General features: G+C 59.2%; 20 protein-coding genes and 3 tRNA genes. 2 read left to right on the top strand and 21 right to left on the bottom strand.

Annotation, left to right across the window (positions count from 1 at the left end):
- Positions 1 to 43 precede the first annotated feature (43 nt).
- The gene (locus M1E16_RS03660) at positions 44 to 589 is read left to right on the top strand and encodes a hypothetical protein (protein WP_434658321.1); all 546 of its coding nucleotides are present in this window, start codon (positions 44 to 46) and stop codon (positions 587 to 589) included.
- An 11-nt stretch (positions 590 to 600) separates the two neighbouring features.
- Here M1E16_RS03660 and M1E16_RS03655 read toward each other — a convergent pair.
- From M1E16_RS03655 to rlmE, 16 genes are all read right to left on the bottom strand, one after another.
- Positions 601 to 676: transfer RNA gene (locus tag M1E16_RS03655), tRNA-Thr, on the bottom strand.
- A gap of 125 nt (positions 677 to 801) precedes the next feature.
- The gene (gene pnp, locus M1E16_RS03650) at positions 802 to 2907 is read right to left on the bottom strand and encodes a polyribonucleotide nucleotidyltransferase (RefSeq protein WP_305496899.1); all 2106 of its coding nucleotides are present in this window, start codon (positions 2905 to 2907) and stop codon (positions 802 to 804) included.
- 194 nt (positions 2908 to 3101) lie between these two features.
- Complete coding sequence (gene rpsO / locus M1E16_RS03645; protein ID WP_011332409.1) at positions 3102 to 3371, bottom strand: 30S ribosomal protein S15; 270 nt, start codon at positions 3369 to 3371, stop codon at positions 3102 to 3104.
- Between the two features lie 143 nt (positions 3372 to 3514).
- Positions 3515 to 4432, bottom strand: coding sequence for a tRNA pseudouridine(55) synthase TruB (truB, locus tag M1E16_RS03640; RefSeq protein ID WP_434626164.1), 918 nt, complete (start codon positions 4430 to 4432; stop codon positions 3515 to 3517).
- A 3-nt stretch (positions 4433 to 4435) separates the two neighbouring features.
- Entirely contained in the window at positions 4436 to 4837 is a 402-nt protein-coding gene (gene rbfA / locus M1E16_RS03635) for a 30S ribosome-binding factor RbfA (protein ID WP_181287552.1), read from the bottom strand.
- Between the two features lie 159 nt (positions 4838 to 4996).
- Positions 4997 to 7516: a translation initiation factor IF-2 gene (gene infB, locus M1E16_RS03630; protein WP_434626165.1), complete on the bottom strand. Its 2520-nt coding sequence runs from the start codon at positions 7514 to 7516 to the stop codon at positions 4997 to 4999.
- Positions 7517 to 7543: 27 nt separating this feature from the next.
- A complete protein-coding gene (nusA, locus tag M1E16_RS03625) occupies positions 7544 to 9025 on the bottom strand; it encodes a transcription termination factor NusA (RefSeq protein WP_047229054.1) in 1482 nt (493 codons plus the stop codon).
- 59 nt (positions 9026 to 9084) lie between these two features.
- The gene (gene rimP / locus M1E16_RS03620; protein ID WP_053118762.1) at positions 9085 to 9543 is read right to left on the bottom strand and encodes a ribosome maturation factor RimP; all 459 of its coding nucleotides are present in this window, start codon (positions 9541 to 9543) and stop codon (positions 9085 to 9087) included.
- Positions 9544 to 9681: 138 nt separating this feature from the next.
- Positions 9682 to 9758, bottom strand: a tRNA-Met gene (locus M1E16_RS03615).
- 97 nt (positions 9759 to 9855) lie between these two features.
- Positions 9856 to 9941: transfer RNA gene (locus M1E16_RS03610), tRNA-Leu, on the bottom strand.
- A 21-nt stretch (positions 9942 to 9962) separates the two neighbouring features.
- A complete protein-coding gene (gene secG / locus M1E16_RS03605) occupies positions 9963 to 10346 on the bottom strand; it encodes a preprotein translocase subunit SecG (RefSeq protein WP_025211789.1) in 384 nt (127 codons plus the stop codon).
- 4 nt (positions 10347 to 10350) lie between these two features.
- On the bottom strand, positions 10351 to 11106 hold the full coding sequence (gene tpiA / locus M1E16_RS03600; protein WP_458129231.1) for a triose-phosphate isomerase: 756 nt from the start codon (positions 11104 to 11106) through the stop codon (positions 10351 to 10353).
- A gap of 66 nt (positions 11107 to 11172) precedes the next feature.
- Complete coding sequence (glmM, locus tag M1E16_RS03595) at positions 11173 to 12510, bottom strand: phosphoglucosamine mutase (RefSeq protein ID WP_434602785.1); 1338 nt, start codon at positions 12508 to 12510, stop codon at positions 11173 to 11175.
- Between the two features lie 16 nt (positions 12511 to 12526).
- Positions 12527 to 13378 (bottom strand): dihydropteroate synthase, encoded by an 852-nt coding sequence (folP, locus tag M1E16_RS03590; RefSeq protein WP_458129230.1) that lies wholly within the window; start codon positions 13376 to 13378, stop codon positions 12527 to 12529.
- Between the two features lie 8 nt (positions 13379 to 13386).
- Positions 13387 to 15300 carry an ATP-dependent zinc metalloprotease FtsH gene (ftsH, locus tag M1E16_RS03585; protein WP_305496907.1) on the bottom strand — a complete coding sequence of 638 codons (1914 nt, stop codon included), beginning with the start codon at positions 15298 to 15300 and terminating at the stop codon, positions 13387 to 13389.
- Positions 15301 to 15493: 193 nt separating this feature from the next.
- Positions 15494 to 16144: a 23S rRNA (uridine(2552)-2'-O)-methyltransferase RlmE gene (gene rlmE, locus M1E16_RS03580; RefSeq protein WP_305496908.1), complete on the bottom strand. Its 651-nt coding sequence runs from the start codon at positions 16142 to 16144 to the stop codon at positions 15494 to 15496.
- Positions 16145 to 16251: 107 nt separating this feature from the next.
- On the opposite strand from rlmE, the gene M1E16_RS03575 reads away from it, so the two are divergent.
- The gene (locus tag M1E16_RS03575) at positions 16252 to 16560 is read left to right on the top strand and encodes a YhbY family RNA-binding protein (protein WP_181287543.1); all 309 of its coding nucleotides are present in this window, start codon (positions 16252 to 16254) and stop codon (positions 16558 to 16560) included.
- 9 nt (positions 16561 to 16569) lie between these two features.
- Here the strand turns inward: M1E16_RS03575 and M1E16_RS03570 are convergent, their stop codons facing one another.
- From M1E16_RS03570 to dapB, 5 genes are all read right to left on the bottom strand, one after another.
- Positions 16570 to 16974: an MFS transporter gene (locus M1E16_RS03570; RefSeq protein WP_458129229.1), complete on the bottom strand. Its 405-nt coding sequence runs from the start codon at positions 16972 to 16974 to the stop codon at positions 16570 to 16572.
- Between the two features lie 28 nt (positions 16975 to 17002).
- Positions 17003 to 17479, bottom strand: a complete 477-nt coding sequence (gene greA, locus M1E16_RS03565) for a transcription elongation factor GreA (protein ID WP_030139783.1) — start codon at positions 17477 to 17479, stop codon at positions 17003 to 17005.
- Positions 17480 to 17481: 2 nt separating this feature from the next.
- Positions 17482 to 20703: a carbamoyl-phosphate synthase large subunit gene (carB, locus tag M1E16_RS03560; protein ID WP_434602783.1), complete on the bottom strand. Its 3222-nt coding sequence runs from the start codon at positions 20701 to 20703 to the stop codon at positions 17482 to 17484.
- Positions 20704 to 20808: 105 nt separating this feature from the next.
- Positions 20809 to 21945, bottom strand: coding sequence for a glutamine-hydrolyzing carbamoyl-phosphate synthase small subunit (gene carA / locus M1E16_RS03555; protein WP_458129228.1), 1137 nt, complete (start codon positions 21943 to 21945; stop codon positions 20809 to 20811).
- Positions 21946 to 22199: 254 nt separating this feature from the next.
- Complete coding sequence (gene dapB, locus M1E16_RS03550) at positions 22200 to 23006, bottom strand: 4-hydroxy-tetrahydrodipicolinate reductase (protein WP_305496916.1); 807 nt, start codon at positions 23004 to 23006, stop codon at positions 22200 to 22202.
- Positions 23007 to 23014: the final 8 nt, after the last annotated feature.

The following is a 23014-nucleotide window of genomic DNA, read 5'->3' as shown; positions in this document are numbered from 1 at the left end:
TCGTAGCGATGTGCCATATCGGCACTTCTTCAGGAACCCAATGATGCGCAGTCTTGCGAAACGCTCGTCGACCCGGTTTGCTACCACGTCCCTCCTGCTCGGCAGCCTGAGCTTGATCGGTGCCGTTCAAGCGGCTGTCGAAGTTTCCTCCGGCCCCCCTCTGCCGTCTGACACGATCCCGCTGCTTCGCAACTCATTCGACAAGGATGTTCTGATCAAGACCAATATCAACGTGGGTGACCTGGAAAAATTACCAGAAGCAGTCAAGGACAACACCGCCGAGCTGGACAGTCAGAAGCGCACCCTTGGCGAGCAGGCCCGACAAATCGAAGAACTCAAACGCAACAGTGGCTCCAGCTCCACCTCCAGCAGCAAGGAGATAGACGATCTCAAGCGCATCATCAAGGAACAGGAACGCGATCTGAACGACCTTGGCAAGCAAGTGGAAGAACTCAAGCGCAACAGCGGTTCCAGCTCAAGTTCGAGCAGCAGCGAAATTTCGTCCCTGAAACGGGAGCTCAGCGATCAGGACAACGAGCTGACACAGCTCAAACGCACGGTCGAGGAACTGAGCAGGAAGGTGAAATAACCAGGGGGGATTGGTGCCCGAGACAGGAATCGAACCTGCGACCTTCGCGTTACGAGTGCGCTGCTCTACCGACTGAGCTACACGGGCGGTGGCTAAACCTAGCATCGTCCCCGGGGGACAGGCAACCTGCCCTGAAGGGATTTTCAGCACACAGCAAAACGCCCCGAACCAGTCGGGGCGTTTGCTTGTTCAGCGGTCAAGCGAGGGAGTGATTAAACGCCCGACGCCTTGGCTGCTGCAACGTCCTTGATGGACAGCTTGATACGGCCGCGGTTGTCCACGTCCAGTACCAGCACTTCCACTTCCTGGCCTTCTTTCAGGATGTCGGTCACTTTCTCGACGCGAGCATCGCTCAGCATGGAGATGTGAACCAGACCGTCCTTGCCAGGCAGGATGTTGACGAACGCACCGAAGTCGACGATGCGTTCAACCTTGCCGACGTAGATCTTGCCGATCTCGGCCTCTGCGGTGATGCCCAGGACGCGCTGGCGTGCTGCTTCTGCCGCTTCCTTGGTTTCGCCGAAGATCTTGATCGAACCGTCGTCTTCGATGTCGATCGAAGCCTTGGTTTCTTCACAGATCGCACGGATAGTCGCGCCGCCTTTACCGATGACATCACGGATTTTGTCGGTGTCGATTTTCATCGCGATCATGGTCGGAGCATTTTCCGACAGTTCGGTACGGGACTGACCGATGATCTGGTTCATCTGACCGAGGATGTTCAGGCGCGCTTCCAGGGCTTGGCCCAGGGCGATTTCCATGATCTCTTCGGTGATGCCCTTGATCTTGATGTCCATCTGCAGTGCGGTGACGCCCTTGGCGGTACCGGCCACTTTGAAGTCCATGTCGCCCAGGTGGTCTTCGTCACCCAGGATGTCGGTCAGGACGGCGAATTTCTCGCCTTCCTTGACCAGACCCATGGCGATACCGGCCACCGGCGCCTTCATCGGCACACCAGCGTCCATCAGGGCCAGGGAAGCGCCGCAGACCGAAGCCATCGAGCTCGAACCGTTGGACTCGGTGATTTCCGATACCACGCGAATGGTGTACGGGAACACGTCAGCGGCCGGCAGCATGGCCTGGACCGAACGACGGGCCAGACGGCCGTGACCGATTTCGCGACGACCGGCGCCACCCATGCGACCACACTCGCCCACCGAGAACGGAGGGAAGTTGTAGTGCAGCATGAACGGGTCTTTCTTTTCGCCTTCCAAGGTGTCGAGCAGTTGCGCGTCACGGGCGGTGCCCAGTGTCGCAACGACCAGCGCCTGGGTTTCACCACGGGTGAACAGCGCCGAACCGTGGGTCTTTGGCAGAACGCCGACTTCGATGTTCAGCGGACGCACGGTGCGAGTGTCGCGACCGTCGATACGCGGCTTGCCGTTGACGATGTTTTCGCGAACGGTGCGGTATTCGATTTCACCGAAAGCCGCCTTGACGTCGCTGGCCGATGGCTGGCCTTCTTCGCCGGAGAACTTGGCAACGACCTGGTCACGCAGCTCGCCCAGACGCGCATAGCGGTCGGCCTTGATGGTGATGGTGTAGGCCTGGGAGATCGCTTCGCCGAACTCGGCACGGATCGCGCCCAGCAGCTCGGTGGCTTCTGGCTGAGGAGCCCAGGTCCAGGTTGGCTTGGCGGCTTCGGCAGCCAGTTCCTTGACGGCGTTGATGACCACCTGGAACTCGTCGTGGGCGAACAGCACGGCGCCCAGCATCTGGTCTTCGGTCAGTTCCTTGGCTTCGGATTCAACCATCAGCACGGCTTCGGAAGTACCCGCCACGACCATGTCCAGGCTCGATGCCTTCTGTTGCTCGTAGGTCGGGTTCAGCAGGTAGCCGGTGCTTTCGTGGAACGCAACGCGGGCAGCGCCGATCGGGCCATCGAAAGGAATGCCGGAGATCGCCAGCGCAGCCGAGGTACCGATCATCGCAGCGATGTCCGGATCGGTCTTCTTGCTGGTGGAAACGACGGTGCAGACAACCTGCACTTCGTTCATGAAACCTTCAGGGAAAAGCGGACGGATCGGACGGTCGATCAGTCGGGAAGTCAGGGTTTCTTTCTCGGAAGGACGGCCTTCACGCTTGAAGAAACCGCCAGGGATCTTGCCCGCGGCGTAGGTCTTTTCCTGGTAGTGCACAGACAGAGGGAAGAAACCCTTGCCTGGATCGGCCTGCTTGGCACCGACGACGGTCACCAATACGCTGACGTCGTCGTCAACGGTGACCAGCACTGCGCCGGAGGCCTGACGGGCGATACGGCCAGTCTCGAGGGTAACGGTCGACTGACCGAACTGGAATTTTTTGATTACCGGGTTCACGGTGTCCTACCTTCTTTGTGGCTCTTGGGGAACTTGTCTTCTTGCGAAATTCTTGGGCAATGACGGGAATCGGCCCGACGCCTGTCCAGGGTAAAACGTGTATCCAGATAAAACTTGAGGCTGGGAGCCTGCCACGCGCCAGCGGGAAACCCACTGACGTACGACAGACCACCAACCTCTAGCGCAATCGCTGATTAGCGACGCAGACCCAGGCGAGCGATCAGAGCGCTGTAACGGCTCACGTCCTTGCCTTTCAGGTAGTCCAGCAGCTTGCGACGCTGGTTTACCATGCGGATCAGACCACGACGGGAGTGGTGATCCTTACCGTTGGCCTTGAAGTGACCTTGCAGTTTGTTGATGTTGGCGGTCAGCAGTGCAACTTGCACTTCTGGCGAACCAGTGTCACCAACAGCTTGCTGGTAGTCAGCTACGATTTGAGCTTTTTCTTGAACGTCGAGAGCCATGAGGCAATCCTTTTAGTCAGGAAACTGTTCCGAGGAAACAGCTTCAACAGGCCAGGGACAAATCCCTGTATCTATAAATGAGTAGTGACCGTGCCTGTTAACAGCCACACTCGCCAGCCTGTTGTTACACAGGCTGGTTCCGGTCATTCCGACCGAATCAATCGACGCGGCGCGATACGCCCGTCTTCGCTCACTTCACCGATACCGATGAAGCGACCATTGTGATCCTGCACCCGGACCATGCCGAACTTCGGCGCATCCGGAGCGCGCACCGGCTGGCCGTTGAGCCAGTAGAACGCACTGTGTTCGGAGAACTGCAGCAGCGGCCAATCGAGCAAACCGCTGTCCGAAGGCATGAGGAAACGGTCGACCGCTTCGTTGCCGCCTTCGGCGTGTACCGCTTCGAGCTCTTCCAGCGTGACCGTCTGGGCCAGGGTGAAAGGCCCGGCCTGGGTCCGTCGCAATTCCGCCACGTACGCGCCACAGCCGAGCTGCTCGCCGATATCCTCCACCAGGGTACGGATATAGGTGCCTTTGCTGCAATCCACGGCGAGCCGTGCAGTATTACCGCCAAAGGCCAGCAATTCCAAGCGCGCAATAGTAACAGAACGCGGTTCGCGCTCCACTACTTCGCCTGCACGGGCCAGTTTGTACAACGGCTGCCCATCACGCTTGAGCGCGGAGTACATCGGCGGTATCTGACTGATTTGCCCACGAAATTTCGGCAACACCGCCTCGATATCCGCCTGACCAACGGTCACCGGACGCTCCAGCAAAACCTCACCTTCGGCATCCGCCGTGGTGGTGGTCTTGCCCAGTTGCGCCAGGGTTTCATAACCCTTGTCGGAATCGAGCAGGTATTGGGAAAACTTGGTCGCCTCGCCGAAGCACAGCGGCAGCACGCCGGTAGCCAGTGGATCGAGGCTGCCGGTGTGCCCGGCCTTTTCAGCATTGAGCAGCCAGCGAACCTTCTGCAACGCCGCGTTGGAGGTAAATCCCAACGGCTTGTCGAGCAGGATGATGCCGCTGACGTTACGACGGATACGTTTGACCTGAGCCACCGATTACTCCTTGGTGTCTTCGGGTTCAGCGGCAGCCGGATGCTGACTGTCTTCAGCCACGGCACGCTCGATCAGCGCCGACAGATGCGCGCCCCGCACGACGCTTTCGTCGTAGTGGAAGTGCAGCTGTGGAACGCTGCGCAGCTTCATTTCCCGCGCCAGTTGCATGCGCAGGAAACCGGCTGCCGAGTTGAGCACCTTGATGCTCTGGGCAATTTCTTCGGCGCTGTCCTGACCCATCACCGTGATGAAGATCTTGGCGTGACCGACGTCACGGCTGACTTCAACAGCGGTAATGGTCACCAGGCCGACGCGCGGGTCTTTGACTTCGCGGCGGATCAGTTGGGCCAGCTCGCGCTGCATCTGATCGCCGATTCGTTGGGTACGGCTATATTCTTTTGCCATGTCTTGTTACCTGTTACTGCCCCACGGTCAAACCCGTGAGGTCTGAAAGCGGCAAACGCCCGGCCTGGCAAAAGCCAGACCGGGCGTTGCGTTTAGAGTCCGCCAGCCAGGCAGCGCATATTCATGCGGCTGCCCGATACGGCTCTTGAAGTACGCGAGTCAGAGGCTGCGAGCAACCTGGACCTTCTCGAAGACTTCGATCTTGTCGCCGACCTTGACGTCGTTGTAGCTCTTGACGCCGATACCGCATTCCATGCCGGCACGTACTTCGGAAGCGTCATCCTTGAAGCGGCGCAGGGATTCCAGCTCGCCTTCGAAGATCACGATGTCTTCACGCAATACGCGGATCGGACGGTTACGGTGAACGACACCTTCGATCACCATGCAACCGGCGATCGCGCCGAACTTCGGCGAACGGAACACATCGCGCACTTCGGCCACGCCCAGGATGTTCTCGCGAACGTCGCTGCCGAGCATACCGGTCAAGGCTTTCTTGACGTCTTCGATGATGTCGTAGATCACGTTGTAGTAACGCATATCCAGGCCTTCCTGCTCGACGATCTTGCGCGCGCCGGCATCGGCACGCACGTTGAAGCCGAACAGTACAGCGTTGGAAGCGAGTGCCAGGTTGGCGTCGGATTCGGTGATACCACCGACACCGCCACCGACAACGCGCACTTGCACTTCGTCGTTACCCAGGCCATTCAAGGCGCCGTTCAACGCTTCGAGCGAACCACGGACGTCGGATTTGAGGACGATGTTGAGCGTCTTCTTCTCTTCCTGGCCCATGTTCTCGAAGATGTTTTCCAGCTTGCCGGCGTGAGCTCGAGCCAGTTTTACTTCGCGGAACTTGCCTTGACGGAACAGAGCCACTTCACGGGCTTTCTTCTCGTCAGCCACAACGCTCATCTCGTCGCCAGCATCCGGGGTACCGTCCAGGCCGAGGATCTCGACCGGGATAGCCGGACCGGCTTCCTTGATTGGCTTACCGTTCTCGTCGAGCATGGCGCGCACGCGGCCATAGTTCGAACCGACCAGCACCATGTCGCCCTGACGCAGGGTACCGTCCTGAACCAGGACGGTCGCGACCGGACCACGGCCCTTGTCGAGACGCGATTCAACGACCACGCCACGGCCAGGAGCCGAAGGAGTAGCGGTCAATTCCAGAACCTCGGCTTGCAACAGAACGGCTTCGAGCAGTTCGTCAACGCCGGTACCCATCTTCGCCGAGACCGGAACGAAAGGAGTGTCGCCACCCCACTCTTCGGAGGTCACGCCGTGGACCGACAGTTCGCTGCGGATGCGATCGAGATCGGCGCCCGGCTTGTCGATCTTGTTCACCGCAACCACCAGCGGCACGCCAGCAGCCTTGGCATGCTGAACGGCTTCGATGGTTTGCGGCATCACGCCGTCGTCCGCTGCAACCACCAGGATCACGATGTCGGTCGCCTTGGCACCACGGGCACGCATCGCGGTAAACGCGGCGTGGCCCGGGGTATCGAGGAACGTCACCATGCCACGGTCGGTTTCAACGTGGTACGCACCGATGTGCTGGGTGATACCACCGGCTTCGCCAGCGGCTACCTTGGCACGACGGATGTAGTCGAGCAGCGAGGTTTTACCGTGGTCAACGTGACCCATGACGGTCACGACCGGCGCACGGGAAACAGCTTCACCTTCAAATTTTAGGGACTCGGCCAGGGAGTCTTCCAGGGCGGTGTCGCTGACCAGGGTCACTTTGTGGCCCAGCTCTTCGGCGACCAGTTGGGCAGTTTCCTGGTCCAGTACCTGGTTGATGGTGGCTGGCGTGCCCAGCTTGAACATGAACTTGATGATTTCAGCAGCCTTGACCGACATCTGCTGGGCCAGATCGCCCACAGTGATGGTCTCGCCGATCTTCACTTCACGCACGACAGGGCCGGTAGGGCTCTGGAAACCGTGGGCGTTGCGTTTCTTCAGCTTGGCCTTGCCGCGACCGCCGCGACGGAAGCCATCGCTTTCTTCGTCGGTGGTACGTGGCGCAACACGCGGCGCAGGCGCCTTTTCCTTGACCGAAGCACGATGAGGAGCGTTTTTGCGCTCGCCATCGCCACTGCCACGACGGTTATCGTCGGCACGTGGTTTGTCCGGACGACGCTGTTCGTCGCGCTTGCGGGTGTCCGCCGGCGCCGGAGCAGCTGCCAGGACAGGAGCGCTCTCACGCACTGGCTCAGCTGCCGCCGCAGGTGTCTCGACCACTTCGGCTGGAGCAGATTGCGCAGCAGCAGGCTGGCGACGCGCTTCTTCTTCGGCGCGACGCTTGGCTTCTTCTTCAGCCTTCTGACGTGCAGCATTTTCTGCCGCGCGACGTTCTTCCAGTTCGCGTTTGCGCTCGGCTTCGATTTCTTCCGGGCTGCGCTGTACGAAGACTTTCTTCTTGCGTACTTCAACGCTGATGCTTTTGCTACCGGCAACACGCAGGGTGCTGGTGGTTTTACGCTGCAGAGTGATCTTGCGCGGTTCTTCCACTTTCGCCTTGTGACTGCTCTTCAAGTGAGTGAGCAGGGACTGCTTCTCACTGTCGGTCACATGTTCCTCGGCGGCGGTGTGCGGCAGACCTGCCTCACGCATCTGCTGCAACAGGCGCTCTACCGGTGTTTTGACCTCATCGGCCAGTTGTTTCACCGTGACTTGCGTCATGCACTTCTCTCCTCAGGCCGCGCCTAATTACTCGAACCAGTGGGCTCGGGCGGCCATGATCAACTTGCCGGCACGATCATCGTCAATGCCGTCGATGTCGAGCAGATCGTCAATAGACTGCTCGGCCAGGTCTTCGCGGGTAATTACGCCGCGCACCGCCAGTTCCATCGCCAAATCCTTGTCCATGCCCTCAAGCGAGAGCAGGTCTTCGGCCGGATGGGCGTCTGCCAGCTTTTCCTCAGTAGCGATGGCTTTGGTCAACAAGCGATCCTTGGCACGAGCGCGAAGCTCGTTGACGATGTCCTCGTCAAAGCCGTCGATGTTGAGCATTTCCTCCACCGGTACGTAGGCAATCTCTTCCAGGCTGGTAAAGCCTTCATCCACCAGCACCTGCGCCAGCTCTTCATCGACTTCAAGCTCTTCGATGAAGTTGCGCAGGATGTCGCCGGTTTCAGCTTGCTGCTTGGCCTGGATGTCCGATTCGGTCATCACGTTCAGGGTCCAGCCAGTCAATTGGCTAGCCAGACGCACGTTCTGACCACCGCGACCGATGGCCTGAGCGAGATTGTCTGCGCCAACGGCGATGTCCATGGCATGGGCATCCTCGTCGACGATAATTGCCGCCACTTCAGCGGGCGACATGGCATTGATCACGAACTGAGCCGGGTTATCGTCCCACAGGACGATATCCACACGCTCGCCGCCCAACTCGCCGGATACGGCCTGGACGCGCGAACCACGCATGCCGATGCAGGCACCTTGCGGGTCAATGCGCTTGTCCTTGGAGCGGACCGCGATCTTGGCCCGCGAACCCGGATCACGGGAGGCGGCCATTACTTCGATCAGGCCTTCAGCAATTTCCGGCACTTCGATGCGGAACAACTCGATCAGCATTTCCGGCGCGGTACGCGACAGGATCAGCTGCGGGCCGCGGTTCTCGGTGCGGATTTCCTTGAGCAGCGCACGCAACCGCACGCCAACACGGAAAGTTTCGCGAGAAATGATGTCTTCACGGGCCAGCAATGCTTCGGCATTGTTGCCCAGATCAACGATCACGTTGTCGCGGGTGACTTTTTTAACGGTGCCGGAGATGATCTCTCCCAGGCGCTCGCGATAGGCATCGACGACTTGCGCGCGCTCGGCTTCGCGAACTTTCTGCACAATGACCTGCTTGGCAGTCTGTGCAGCAATGCGGCCAAATTCGATGGACTCGATCTTTTCTTCGACGACATCACCCACCTTGGCGCCAGGATGCGTTTCTGCAACCTTGCTCGGCCAGGTTTCGATAGCCGGATCATCCAGGTCGGCTTCCTCGACTACCGTCCAGCGACGGAAAGTCTCGTAGGCACCAGTGTGGCGATTAATCTCCACACGCAAATCAACTTCGTCTTCGAAGCGCTTCTTGGTAGCAGTGGCCAGGGCCAGCTCCAGTGCTTCAAAAATAACGTTAGCCGGTACGCCCTTTTCATTGGATACCGACTCAACAACCAGCAGTACTTCTTTGCTCATCGTACGCCTCGCCTTTCGCAAGCCATTGGATCCGCGGGATCCGCAGTATCTGGCACGTATCAGTCAAAACTGGGAATAATGTTGGCCTTGTCGATCATATCGATCGGCAACAGGAACTCATGGTCATCTACCTGCACCACGACATCCTGTTCTTCCACACCGCGTAGAAGGCCTTGGAAGTTGCGTCGGCCTTCAAAGGGCGAGCGCAGCTTGATCTTCACTTGTTCACCGGCAAACAAAGCGAACTGTTCAAGAGTGAACAGAGGGCGTTCCATGCCAGGCGAGGAAACTTCAAGGGTGTATTCGGAGGTGATGGGATCTTCAACATCCAGCACACCACTGATCTGACGGCTGACGATGGCGCAATCATCCACCAACACGCCGCCTTCCTTATCGATATAAACGCGCAACAGTGAGTGGCGACCTTGAGCCGAAAACTCAATACCCCAGCATTCATAGCCAAGGGCCACGACCACCGGGGCCAACAAGGCCTGCAACTGTTCTAGCTTGCTCGACACCTGAACCCCCTCGTGCATGTATGTGCATGCCATGCAAATAAAAAAAAATGGGCGAATCGCCCATCCCTGAAACGCCGTCGAACAGCGGCGTTGTAAATGTCCAGCTAACAAAAAGCCCCTTGGAAGGGGCCCTGAAACTGGTTGCGGGAGCCGGATTTGAACCGACGACCTTCGGGTTATGAGCCCGACGAGCTACCAGGCTGCTCCATCCCGCGACAAAGCTGGGGCGGAAGTATACGACCGATCCCTTACAGGGTCAATGTAACGCTTCCACCTACAAGAAAGCCCGCAATTGCGGGCTCTCCTGATAATTGGTACCGAGAAGGGGACTCGAACCCCTACACCCTATGGGCACAACCACCTCAAGGTTGCGTGTCTACCAATTCCACCACCTCGGCAATACAGCGTTTGAAACCTTCTTACTTCTGCTCTTGAGCTGGAGGTACGTCAGTCGCCGGATTGGCCGACTTTTGCTCTTGAAGCACCGGGACATCATCAGAAGCCGGTTGTTGCTTTGGCGCTTCCAACACCGCTGGGTTTGGCAAACCTACTTGAGTCAGCTCATGAGCCTTCTCTTTAGCAAAGTAACCTAACCCCAAGCTGGTTATGAAGAAACCGGCGGCGAGTATAGCAGTAAACTTACTAAGAAAGGTAGAGGAACCTTGGCTTCCGAATACAGTATTTGAAGCACCTGCACCGAAAGACGCACCAGCATCCGCACCTTTACCCTGCTGCAGCAATACGAGAGCAACTACACCCAGTGCGCCCAGCAGATGAAAAACGACTACGACTGTTTCCAGCATTTTTTCAGTTTCCCGCGGCGCGACAGATCGCACCGAACTCATCTGCATTCAGGGACGCTCCACCAATGAGCCCCCCATCGATATCCGGCATGCCGAACAGTTCGACCGCATTGGCCGCCTTCACGCTGCCGCCGTATAGAAGCCGCACACCTCGTGCCACTTCAGAATTTTCTTGCGCCAACTGCGCGCGGATGGCGGCGTGCACATCCTGCGCTTGTTGAGGCGAAGCAGTCAGCCCGGTGCCAATGGCCCAGACCGGCTCGTAAGCGATGACTGCCTTTGCAAACGCACCGACACCCAGGTCCTCGATGATGCTGCCCAACTGGCGAGCAACAACTTCGAGAGTCTTGCCTGCCTCACGCTGCTCGAGGGTCTCCCCTACGCACAACACCGGGATCAGACCACAAGCCTGTGCCGCGGCAAATTTGCGAATCAGGGTCTTGTCCTGCTCGCCCATGATCAGGCGACGCTCGGAATGACCGACCAGGACAAGTGAACATCCTGCGTCCACCAGCTGACTCGGCGCGATTTCACCGGTCAACGCACCCTGCATGGATTCCACTGCAGAGTTTTGTGCACCCACCGAAATCGACTTACCTTTCAAGCCATCAACCACTTGGTTGATATACAGGCAAGGCGGGAACACCGCTACATCAACACCGCTTGGCAAGGCCAGGTTACGAAGGCCCTTGATCAGCTCAGCGACGCTGGCGCGGGTACCGTGCATCTTCCAGTTACCAGCTACCATAGTGCGACGCATGCTGTACCTCGTCGGTCAAAGTGGGCGCAGATGTTACCCAACCGATTCATGACTGGCAAGCCGAATTCAGGCAGAAACTTCAGTAACCAGCTTCGCCAGCTCTTCGGCATAACCGCGGACCTGTGCTTCATCCTCGCCTTCGACCATGACACGCACCAAAGGCTCCGTGCCAGACTTGCGCAACAACACCCGGCCACGGCCAGCCATTGCTTGCGTTACGCGCTCGCTGGCCTGCTTGACCGTCGTGTGCTCGAGAGGATTGACACCTCCGCCGAAACGCACATTGATCAACACTTGCGGACATTTACGCAACGCCTGGCGCGACTGCGCAAGCCCCTCGTTACGCGCCTTGAGCGCCATCAACACTTGCAGGGCAGCGATGATCGCATCACCGGTGGTGGTATGGTCAAAACAGACGATGTGGCCGGAGTTCTCGCCACCGATCACCCAGTTGCGCTCCAGCAATTCAGAGATCACGTAGCGATCGCCGACATTGGCCCGTACGAACGGGATATCCAGATCCGCCAAGGCCAATTCAAGCCCGAGGTTGCTCATCAACGTACCAACCACACCGCCCTGCAGCTTGCCGCGACCATGCAGATCGCGCGCGATGATGAACAGCAACTCATCACCATCAACGACCGTACCGGTATGGTCGACCATCAACACCCGGTCACCGTCACCGTCGAAAGCGATCCCTAGATCGGCATGTTCGGCCAGGACCGCAGCCTGCAATGCCTCGGTATGGGTCGAGCCGCAATTGTGGTTGATGTTCAACCCGTTGGGTTGGGCAGAGAGCACCACCACCTCGGCGCCCAATTCGCGAAAAACGCTGGGAGCGACCTTATAGGTTGCGCCATGCGCGCAATCGACAACGATTTTCAGACCGGAAAAGCTCGTACCGGTCGGAACACTGCCTTTGCAGAACTCGATATAACGACCCGATGCATCGTTGATCCGCGACACCTTGCCGATCTTGCTCGACTCGACCACCGTCATCGGCGCATCCAGCAGCTCTTCGATCATCAGCTCGATTTCGTCCGGCAGCTTGGTGCCCTTGCCAGAAAAAAACTTGATGCCGTTGTCATCATGAGGATTGTGCGAAGCACTGATCACAATGCCCGCCTGGGCCTGGAATGTACGAGTCAGGTAGGCAATGGCCGGCGTCGGCATCGGGCCCAGCAACATCACATCGGCGCCCGCCGACGTAAGACCGGCCTCAAGAGCCGATTCGAACATGTAGCCGGAAATTCGCGTGTCCTTGCCGACCAGCACCTTGCATGCGCCCATCTTGCGGAACGCCATGCCAGCGGCCCAGCCGAGCTTGAGCATGAAATCAGGGGTAATAGGGTATTCGCCGACCCGACCACGAATACCGTCGGTGCCAAAATATTTCTTGCTCATAAGTGCTCCGTCATTCTTATTCGGCTGAATCCACAGCGTCGATCATCCGCACGACATCCATCGTTTCGGCTACATCATGCACGCGCAAAATGCGCGCACCTTTGGTAAGGGCCAATGCAGCCAGGGCGAGACCGCCATACAGGCGCTCTCCCACCGGGCGGCCCAAGGCATTGCCTATCATGCTCTTTCGCGAGACGCCAACCAACAGGGGCCGCCCCAGGGCATGCAAGGCTTCCATATGTTTGAACAGGCTCAGGTTGTGAGCCAGGGTCTTGGCAAAGCCGAACCCGGGATCAAGGATGATCCGCTCGGCAGGGATGCCCACGGCAGCACACTGGTCCAGGCGCTCCGCGAGGAACCCGGCCACTTCCCTGGTCACATCATCATAGTGCGGATCGTCCTGCATGGTCCCCGGCTCGCCGAGCATATGCATCAGGCACACCGGCAAACCGGTTGCCGCCGCGGCGTCCAGCGCACCGTCGCGCCGCAAGGACCGGACATCATTGATCAGCCCCGCCCCCAGTCGCGCTGCCTCGCGCATGACCGCTGGCGTAGAGGTATCAGCCGAAATGATGACATCAAGCTCGCGGTGTATACGCTCGACAATCGGCGCCACTCGCTCCAGCTCTTCGGTAGGTGACACCGCCCGCGCACCGGGACGGGTCGATTCACCACCAACATCGATCAGCGTTGCGCCCGCCGCCACCATGGCCTCGGCATGCCGCAATGCAGCGTCGAGCTGGCAGAATCTTCCGCCATCGGAGAAGGAATCGGGAGTGACATTAAGAATGCCCATGACGTGCGCACGGGCCAAATCAAGAAACCGGTTGCCGCAAGGCAACCGGTTAGAGGACTGAACAGAAGTCATTTCAAGCCTTAGACGTCGGCGGCCGGACCACCGATGGGCGTCTCGGGACGCTCACCCTGTACCGCTGGCGGCGTACCGGAGGTACCCGTGCCACCACCGGACCAGTCACGAGGCTCACGAGGTGTGCGGCCGGCCATGATGTCGTCGATCTGCTCGGCATCGATGGTTTCATATTTCATCAGTGCGTCAGCCATCGCGTCCAGTTTGTCGCGGTTGTCCGTAAGGATCTGCTTGGCCGTGCCGTAGCACTGGTCAATGATGCTGCGAACTTCCGAGTCGATCAGCTTGGCCGTCTCACCAGAGAAGCTTGCATGCTGGCCACCGCCGCCGCGACCCAGGAACACTTCGCCCTCTTCCTCGGCATACATCAACGGACCAAGCTTTTCGGACAAGCCCCACTTGGTAACCATGTTCCGGGCAATCTGGCTTGCGCGCATGATGTCGTTGGAGGCACCCGTCGTCACGCCGTCAAAGCCCAACGTCATTTCCTCGGCGATACGGCCACCGTACAGCGAACAGATCTGGCTGATCAGCGCGCGCTTGGACAGGCTGTAACGGTCCTCTTCCGGCAGGAACATCGTCACACCCAGCGCACGACCGCGCGGAATGATCGAAACCTTGTACACCGGATCATGCTCAGGCACGACACGACCGACGATGGCATGTCCTGCCTCGTGGTAAGCGGTGTTCTGCTTTTCCTTTTCCGACATGACCATGGATTTGCGCTCGGCGCCCATCATGATCTTGTCCTTGGCGAGTTCGAATTCCTTCATCTCCACGACACGCTTGCCGGAACGAGCAGCAAACAGTGACGCTTCGTTTACCAGGTTCGCCAGGTCAGCACCGGAGAAACCCGGTGTGCCGCGAGCGATGACCGCCGGAGCAACGTCATCTCCCATTGGCACCTTGCGCATGTGAACCTTCAGGATCTGCTCGCGACCACGAATGTCCGGCAGCCCCACCACGACCTGGCGGTCAAAACGACCTGGACGCAGCAGCGCAGGGTCGAGCACATCCGGACGGTTGGTAGCGGCAATCACGATGATGCCGTCATTCATCTCGAAACCGTCCATCTCGACCAGCAACTGGTTGAGGGTCTGCTCGCGCTCATCATGACCGCCGCCCATGCCGGCACCACGGTGGCGACCAACGGCGTCGATTTCGTCGATGAAGATGATGCATGGTGCGTGCTTCTTCGCCTGCTCAAACATATCGCGGACGCGGCTGGCACCGACGCCGACGAACATCTCGACGAAGTCGGAACCGGAAATGGTGAAGAACGGAACCTTGGCTTCGCCGGCGATTGCCTTGGCGAGCAAGGTTTTACCGGTACCAGGTGGCCCCACCATCAGCACGCCGCGGGGAATACGTCCGCCCAGGCGCTGGAACTTGCCCGGATCGCGCAGGAATTCAACCAGCTCGCCGACCTCTTCCTTGGCTTCATCGCAACCGGCGACGTCAGCCAGGGTGGTCTTGACCTGATCTTCGGACAATAGTCGGGCCTTGCTCTTGCCGAAACTCATCGGCCCGCCCTTCCCTCCAGCCCCGCCCTGCATCTGGCGCATGAAGAACATGAACACCGCGATGATCACCAGGATCGGGAAGCTCGCGACGAGGAGCTGGGTCCAGATACTTTGCTGCTCAGGCTGCTTGCCTTCGATCACGACATGATTGTCCACCAGGTCGCCAATCAGACCATTGTCCTGGATCGCCGGACGAATGGTCTTGAAGCTGTCGCCATCGCTGCGCTTGCCGGTAATCACATAACCATCAACGGCTACGCGCTCGACCTTGCCTTCCTTGACCTGCTGGAGGAAATCGGAATAGTTGAGGGTCTGCGGCTCGTTAGGGCTGGAGAAGTTGTTCATCACGGTCACAAGGACAGCGGCGATGATCAACCACAGGATCAAATTCTTTGCCATATCGTTCAATTAACTACCCTCTGAAGCAAGCTCCGCTACTGGCGCGCGCTTCGCATGATATTCACCGGCCTAACTTACTACATTACCTGCGACTCTGGCAGGCGCCGTCTGTAACCCTTTGTGAAACTTTGACTCGCGCAATTTTCGTTACGCGACGCCCGCAATGCGATACAAAAAAAACTATCGGCTTGTTTCAAAGCCGCTCATCACTGGAAGCGCCTTCAATTCCGCGAAACCCTCGCGCCAGCAGATACTGCTCGCGAGAGCGGTCGCGGGACGACAAAGGCTTGCGCATCTGCACCTTGTCGAACAATTTGCGCATGCCCTTGTGGTATTCATCGAAGCCTTCACCCTGGAAGACCTTGATCAGGAAATCACCACCCGGACGCAGAACCCGCCCCGCCAGATCCAGGGCCAGCTCGCTGAGGAACATTGCACGAGGCATGTCGACAGCCGCCAATCCACTCATATTGGGGGCCATATCGGAAATCACAAGGTCGACTTGCGTATTTCCGACGGCCTCGAGGATTTGCGCCAATACGGCGTCCTCGGTGAAGTCACCCTGGATAAAGGTCACGTCAGGGATGCTGTCCATTTCCAGGATGTCCGAAGCGATCAATCGCCCCTGGCCGCCAATCAGACGACTGGTCACCTGCGACCAGCCACCCGGCGCTGCGCCGAGGTCGATCACGGTCATGCCAGGACGAATCAGGCGATCCTTCTCCTGGATCTCCAGCAATTTATAGCTGGCGCGCGAGCGATAACCGTCTTTTTGCGCCATTTTGACGTACGGATCGTTGAAATGCTCTCTGAGCCAGTTCTGGCTAGTCTTGGAACGGGCCACGGGCCACCTCTGAAAAATAAATCGGGTCGTGATTAAGTGGGCGGTCCCGGACTCGCTCGGGTAAACTGGCCGCCGCTTTTTACAAGATCAGACGCAGGGGTCAGATTATGCCGCTCACTCAAGAGCAGAAGAAACAATACAAATCCATCGGCCACCATCTGAAACCGGTTTTGACTGTGGCTGACAACGGTTTGACTGAAGGTGTCCTCGCTGAACTGGAACGCGCCCTCGGCGATCACGAGCTGATCAAGATCAAGCTCAACATCCTCGACCGCGAAGCCCGCCTGGCTGCCGTTGCCGAGCTGTGCAAGGTCGGCAAGGCTGACCTGGTCCAGGTCATCGGCAAGATGGCGCTGATTTATCGCAAGAACTTCAGCGTCAACAAGCAACTGTCGAACGTTCACCGCTTCAAATGATGCAAAGGGTCAAGGGTGTGCTTCGCGCACCCTGCCGCTCCATCCGGGAACAGGCTGCAACACCAGCACCAGGCCGGAAAAACCCAGCACCAGGTAGCTGAATACCTGCCATTGGCTCGCATCCGGCCAGCCGAGACGCACCGCCAGGAACATCCCGCAAGCGTACAAGGCCATGAGCAGCAATTGCCCACGGATGTCGCGCCATAGACTGCCAAGGCCCTCGGCCTGAACCAGCACCAAAGCCTGGAATATCACGCACACTGCCGAAAAACCCACCAGCAGCGCCGTCAGCATACCTGCGATTTCATTGATGAGCAGCGGTGCCAGGCCAATCTGACCCAGCACCGGCAGCAGACCGATATGCAACAACCAGACGCCGCCCACCCATAACATCTGGGTGAGCTGCCAGATCATGGCACCCGCACGCAGCGGGTGCCTTCGTTCAGATATGACGGACTTCGACAATCTCGTACTCAATGACACCGCCAGGTGTCTTCACGGCAACCACATCACCCTCTTCCTTGGCAATCAAGGCGCGGGCGATAGGCGAGCCGACTGAAATCTTGCCGAGCTTGATGTCCGCCTCGTCCTCGCCAACGATCTGGTAAGTGACGCTTTCATCAGTCTCGACGTTGGCGATTTCCACGGTAGTGCCGAAAATCACTTTGCCAGTGTGCGGAATCGTCGTGACGTCGATGATCACCGCATTCTGCATGCGGCCTTCGATGTCACGGACACGCGCCTCGACCATGCCCTGCTCCTCTCGGGCAGCGTGGTATTCGGCGTTTTCCTTCAGGTCGCCCAGTTCACGGGCTTCACCGATCGCCTGGCTCAAGCGCGGACGCTCGACCTTGGTCAGGAAAGCGTGCTCTTCCTCCAGGGCCTTCGCGCCCTGAACAGTCATCGGGTACTTGGTTATGCTCATGCCTTCAATCCTGCATGTAGATCCTGCAAGCGACGTACGGTCTTCTCGGGTCCGAACTTGAGCGCTTCGCAGATCGCCTCGCCGGCAGCAATAGTCGTGGTGCAGTAGATCTTATGCTGCAGCGCATTGCGACGAATGGAATAGGAATCGGCGATCGACTGACGGCCTTCGGTGGTGTTGATGATCAGCGTGACTTCGTCATTCTTGATCATGTCGACCACGTGCGGACGACCCTCGGTCACCTTGTTCACGCGGCGCACTTTCAGGCCCGCCGCCTCGATCAGCTTGGCGGTACCGGCAGTGGCGACCACTTCGAAACCCAAGTTGATCAGATCACGGGCCACGCCCGCAACCAGTGGCTTGTCGTCATCACGCACGCTGATGAACGCCGTGCCGCCCGTTGGCAGGACTTCGCTGGCGCCCATCTGGGCCTTGGCAAAGGCTTCGCCGAAGGTGTCGCCAACGCCCATCACTTCACCGGTGGATTTCATTTCCGGGCCGAGGATCGGGTCAACGCCAGGGAATTTGGCGAAGGGGAACACCGCCTCTTTCACGCTGTAGAAGTTCGGGATGATTTCCTTGGTGAAGTTCAGCTCTGCCAAGGTTTTACCGGCCATCACGCGAGCAGCGATCATCGCCAGGGAAACACCGATGCACTTGGACACGAACGGTACGGTCCGGGAGGCGCGCGGGTTGACTTCGATGACATAGATGTCTTCGCCCTGAAGCGCCAGCTGCACGTTCATCAGGCCGACAACCCCGAGCTCCAGGGCCATTTTCTTGACCTGCTCACGCATCTCGTCCTGGATGTGGGCCGGCAACGAATACGGCGGCAGCGAACAGGCGGAGTCACCGGAGTGAACGCCTGCCTGCTCGATGTGCTGCATGATTGCGCCGATCACGACATCCTTGCCGTCGCAGACCGCGTCCACGTCCATTTCGATGGCGCAGTTGAGGAAGTGGTCGAGCAGAACCGGGCTGTCATTGGACACCTGGACCGCTTCGCGCAGGTAGCGCTTGAGTTCGTCTTCCTGGTAAACGATTTCCATCGCACGGCCGCCCAGTACGTAGGACGGGCGCACCACCAGCGGATAACCGATCTTCGCCGCCGCACGAATCGCTTCGTCTTCGCTGCGCACGGTGGCGTTTGGTGGCTGGCGCAGGTTCAGGCGCTCGACCATCTGCTGGAAGCGCTCGCGGTCTTCGGCGCGGTCGATAGCATCCGGGCTGGTGCCGATGATCGGCACGCCGGCGGCTTCGAGGGCGCGAGCCAGTTTCAGAGGGGTCTGCCCGCCGTACTGGACGATCACGCCTTTTGGCTTCTCGACACGGACGATTTCCAGCACGTCCTCCAGGGTCACTGGCTCGAAGTACAGGCGATCAGAGGTGTCGTAGTCGGTGGAAACGGTCTCCGGGTTGCAGTTGACCATGATGGTTTCGTAACCATCGTCGCGCAGCGCCAGTGCAGCGTGCACGCAGCAGTAGTCGAACTCGATGCCCTGGCCGATCCGGTTCGGACCGCCGCCCAGGATCATGATCTTGTCCCGGGTCGAAGGCGCGGCTTCGCACTCTTCTTCGTACGTGGAGTACAGGTAGGCAGTGTCGGTGGCGAACTCGGCCGCGCAGGTGTCGACGCGCTTGTAGACCGGGAAGACTTCCAGCTTGTGGCGGTGAGTGCGCAGGCTCTTTTCGGTCACACCCAGCAGCTTGGCCAGGCGCATGTCGGAGAAGCCCTTGCGCTTGAGACCCAGCATCGTGTTGCGATCGATGCTGGACATGCCCATGGTCTTGACCTTCTCTTCTTCCTTGATCAGATCTTCGATCTGCACCAGGAACCAAGGGTCGATCATGTTCATGTCGAAAATCTGCTCGACAGTCATGCCGGCGCGGAAGGCATCCGCCACGTACCAGATACGCTCGGCGCCCGGCACGGTCAGCTCGCGCTTGAGCTCGCTCATGCTTTCCGGCTTGCTCAGGTCCAGCTTCGGATCGAGGCCGCAGACACCCACTTCCAGGCCACGAAGGGCTTTTTGCAGGGATTCCTGGAAAGTCCGGCCGATGGCCATGACTTCACCCACCGATTTCATCTGGGTGGTCAGGCGTGCGTCAGCCTTGGCGAATTTCTCGAAGGCGAAACGCGGCAGCTTGGTCACCACGTAGTCGATGGACGGCTCGAAGGACGCCGGAGTCTTGCCGCCGGTGATGTCGTTCGACAGTTCGTCCAGGGTGTAGCCGACGGCCAGCTTGGCGGCGACCTTGGCGATCGGGAAACCAGTGGCCTTCGAGGCCAGGGCCGACGAACGGGATACGCGCGGGTTCATCTCGATGACCACCATGCGGCCAGTGTTCGGGCAGATGCCGAACTGGACGTTGGAGCCACCGGTTTCCACGCCGATCTCGCGCAGTACCGCCAGGGAGGCGTTACGCAGGATCTGGTATTCCTTGTCGGTCAGGGTCTGGGCCGGCGCAACGGTGATCGAGTCGCCGGTGTGCACGCCCATCGGGTCGAAGTTTTCGATGGAGCAAACGATGATGCAGTTGTCCTTTTTGTCGCGGACAACTTCCATTTCGTATTCTTTCCAACCGATCAGGGACTCGTCGATCAGCAGTTCCTTGGTTGGCGACAGGTCCAGGCCACGGGCGCAGATTTCTTCGAATTCTTCACGGTTGTAGGCGATGCCACCACCCGTGCCGCCCATGGTGAAGGACGGACGGATGATGCAAGGGAAGCCGAGGCGTTCCAGCACGGCGTTGGCTTCTTCCATGCTGTGGGCGATGCCCGAGCGTGGGCAGTCCAGGCCGATGGATTTCATCGCCTTGTCGAAGCGCGAACGATCTTCGGCCTTGTCGATGGTGTCGGCATTGGCGCCGATCATTTCCACACCGAACTTCTCCAGGACGCCTTCGCGCTCCAGGTCCAGAGCGCAATTCAGTGCGGTCTGGCCACCCATGGTCGGCAGCAATGCGTCCGGGCGCTCCTTCTCGATGATCTTGGCAACGGTCTGCCATTTGATCGGTTCGATGTAAGTGGCGTCGGCCATCGACGGGTCGGTCATGATGGTGGCCGGGTTGGAGTTCACCAGGATGACGCGATAACCCTCCTCGCGCAGGGCCTTGCAAGCCTGGGCGCCGGAGTAGTCGAATTCGCAGGCCTGGCCGATCACGATCGGGCCAGCGCCGAGAATCAGGATGCTTTTTATGTCTGTACGTTTTGGCATGGGTTTGTCACTCAAATCCGCAGGTCAGTCGGCTAGGCCGTCGAACAATCTTTGAAGCGCCCGCGGGGGCCGCCGTTTTCGGGGCCGCCCTCGGGTTTCACGCGGTCAGCGTCGCTTGGCCATCTCATTGATGAAGCGATCGAACAGCGGCGCCACATCGTTCGGGCCCGGGCTCGCCTCAGGGTGGCCCTGGAAGCTGAATGCGCTCTTGTCGGTACGCTCGATGCCTTGCAGCGTGCCGTCGAACAGCGACTTATGGATGGCCCGTACGTTGGCCGGCAGGGTCGCCTCGTCAACCGCAAAACCGTGGTTCTGGCTGGTGATCATGACGACACCGGTATCCAGGTCCTGGACCGGGTGGTTGGCACCGTGGTGGCCGTGGCCCATTTTCAGGGTCTTGGCGCCCGAAGCCAGGGCCAGCAACTGGTGCCCCAGGCAGATACCGAATACCGGTATCTCGGTTTCCAGCACGTCCTTGATCGCCTGGATCGCGTAGTCGCATGGCTCCGGGTCACCCGGACCGTTGGACAGGAACACGCCGTCGGGCTTGAGGGCCAGGACGTCAGCCGCCGGGGTCTGGGCCGGCACTACGGTGACGCGGCAACCGCGCGCGACCAGCATGCGCAGGATGTTCAGCTTGACGCCGTAATCGTAGGCGACCACGTGATACGGCAGTTCGGAAGCCTCGATCATCGCGTGGCTATCGGTTTTCAGATCCCAGACCGAGGAGCGCCATTCGTACTGTTTCTGAGTGCTGACGACTTTCGCCAGGTCCATGCCCTTGAGGCCTGGGAAACCCTGGGCAGCGGCAATGGCGGCCTCGTCGGAAATATTGTCACCGGCCATGATGCAGCCGTTCTGCGCGCCTTTTTCCCGCAGGATGCGGGTCAGGCGGCGGGTGTCGATACCGGCGATCGCCACGACGTTGTTGGCTTTCAGGTAGTCGGACAGGGACATCTTGTTACGCCAGTTGCTCGCTACCAGCGGCAGGTCGCGGATGACCAGGCCAGCGGACCAGACACGATCGGACTCGGCATCTTCCGGCGTGGTGCCGGTGTTGCCGATGTGCGGGTAAGTCAGGGTAACGATTTGCTGGGCGTAGGAAGGATCGGTAAGAATTTCCTGATAGCCGGTCATTGCGGTGTTAAACACCACCTCACCAACGGTCTGACCGTCGGCTCCAATGGCTTCGCCGCGAAAAATGCTGCCATCAGCAAGGGCGAGTATGGCTGGCTTAGTCAAGAAGACCTCCCGTAAATAAAGCCTGAAAGGGCGATCGCAGGTTGTAAAAAAGCGGAGTGACGTATGGACACGTCACCCCGCTTGTTCACTGAATTATTCTGCGCGCTTTTAGTGGACACACTAAAGCTGTAGCTTACAGAAAAAGGCTTTTTTGGTCCACCGCTAATGAGCCTTAAAGGCAGGGGAATGCGACAGGCCGTCGCGAAGCGGTGTAAAACGGGGCTCAGTGTAACCTGAACCCCGCCTTGAAGGCATCAACGCAGGTCGAGAACGTCCTGCATGTCGTACAAGCCGGGCTCGCGACCATCCAGCCACAGCGCGGCACGCACGGCGCCCTTGGCGAAAGTCATCCGACTCGACGCCTTGTGCGTAATCTCCAGGCGCTCACCCTCGGTGGCGAACAGCACCGTGTGATCACCTACCACGTCGCCACCACGTACGGTCGCGAAACCGATGGTGTCTCGCTCACGCGCACCGGTGTGACCCTGGCGCCCATACACGGCCACTTCCTGCAGGTCACGACCCAGCGCATCGGCAATCACTTCCCCCATGCGCAAGGCTGTTCCCGAAGGCGCATCGATCTTGTGACGGTGATGCGCCTCGATGATTTCGATATCCGCATCATCCCCCAACACCCGCGCCGTCAGGTCCAGCAGCTTGAGCGAGAGATTCACGCCCACGCTGAAGTTCGCCGCGAACACGATCGGTATGTCCTTGCCGGCATCGGCCAACAATTGCTTCTGCGCGGCGTCCAGGCCGGTCGTGCCGATGACCATGGCCTTGCCGGCCTTGCGGCAGGTGGCGAGGTTTTTCAGCATGACTTCCGGCAGGGTGAAGTCGATCAGGACGTCAAATTCATCGAGTACCTTTTCCAGCCCACCGGACATTGGCACGCCGATACGTCCGATCGAGGCCAGCTCGCCAGCATCGGCGCCCACCAGCGTACTGTCGGGCCGGACGATGGCAGCCGTCAGGCCAGAGAGCGGCGAGCGCTGCTGCACCGCCTCGACCAGCGCCTTGCCCATACGCCCCGCGGCGCCCATCACAGCTATACGTCGCATGCCCACTC

This window comes from Pseudomonas sp. Z2-11, from assembly GCF_054161305.1.
This window is presented reverse-complemented; position numbering and strand designations above follow the sequence as displayed.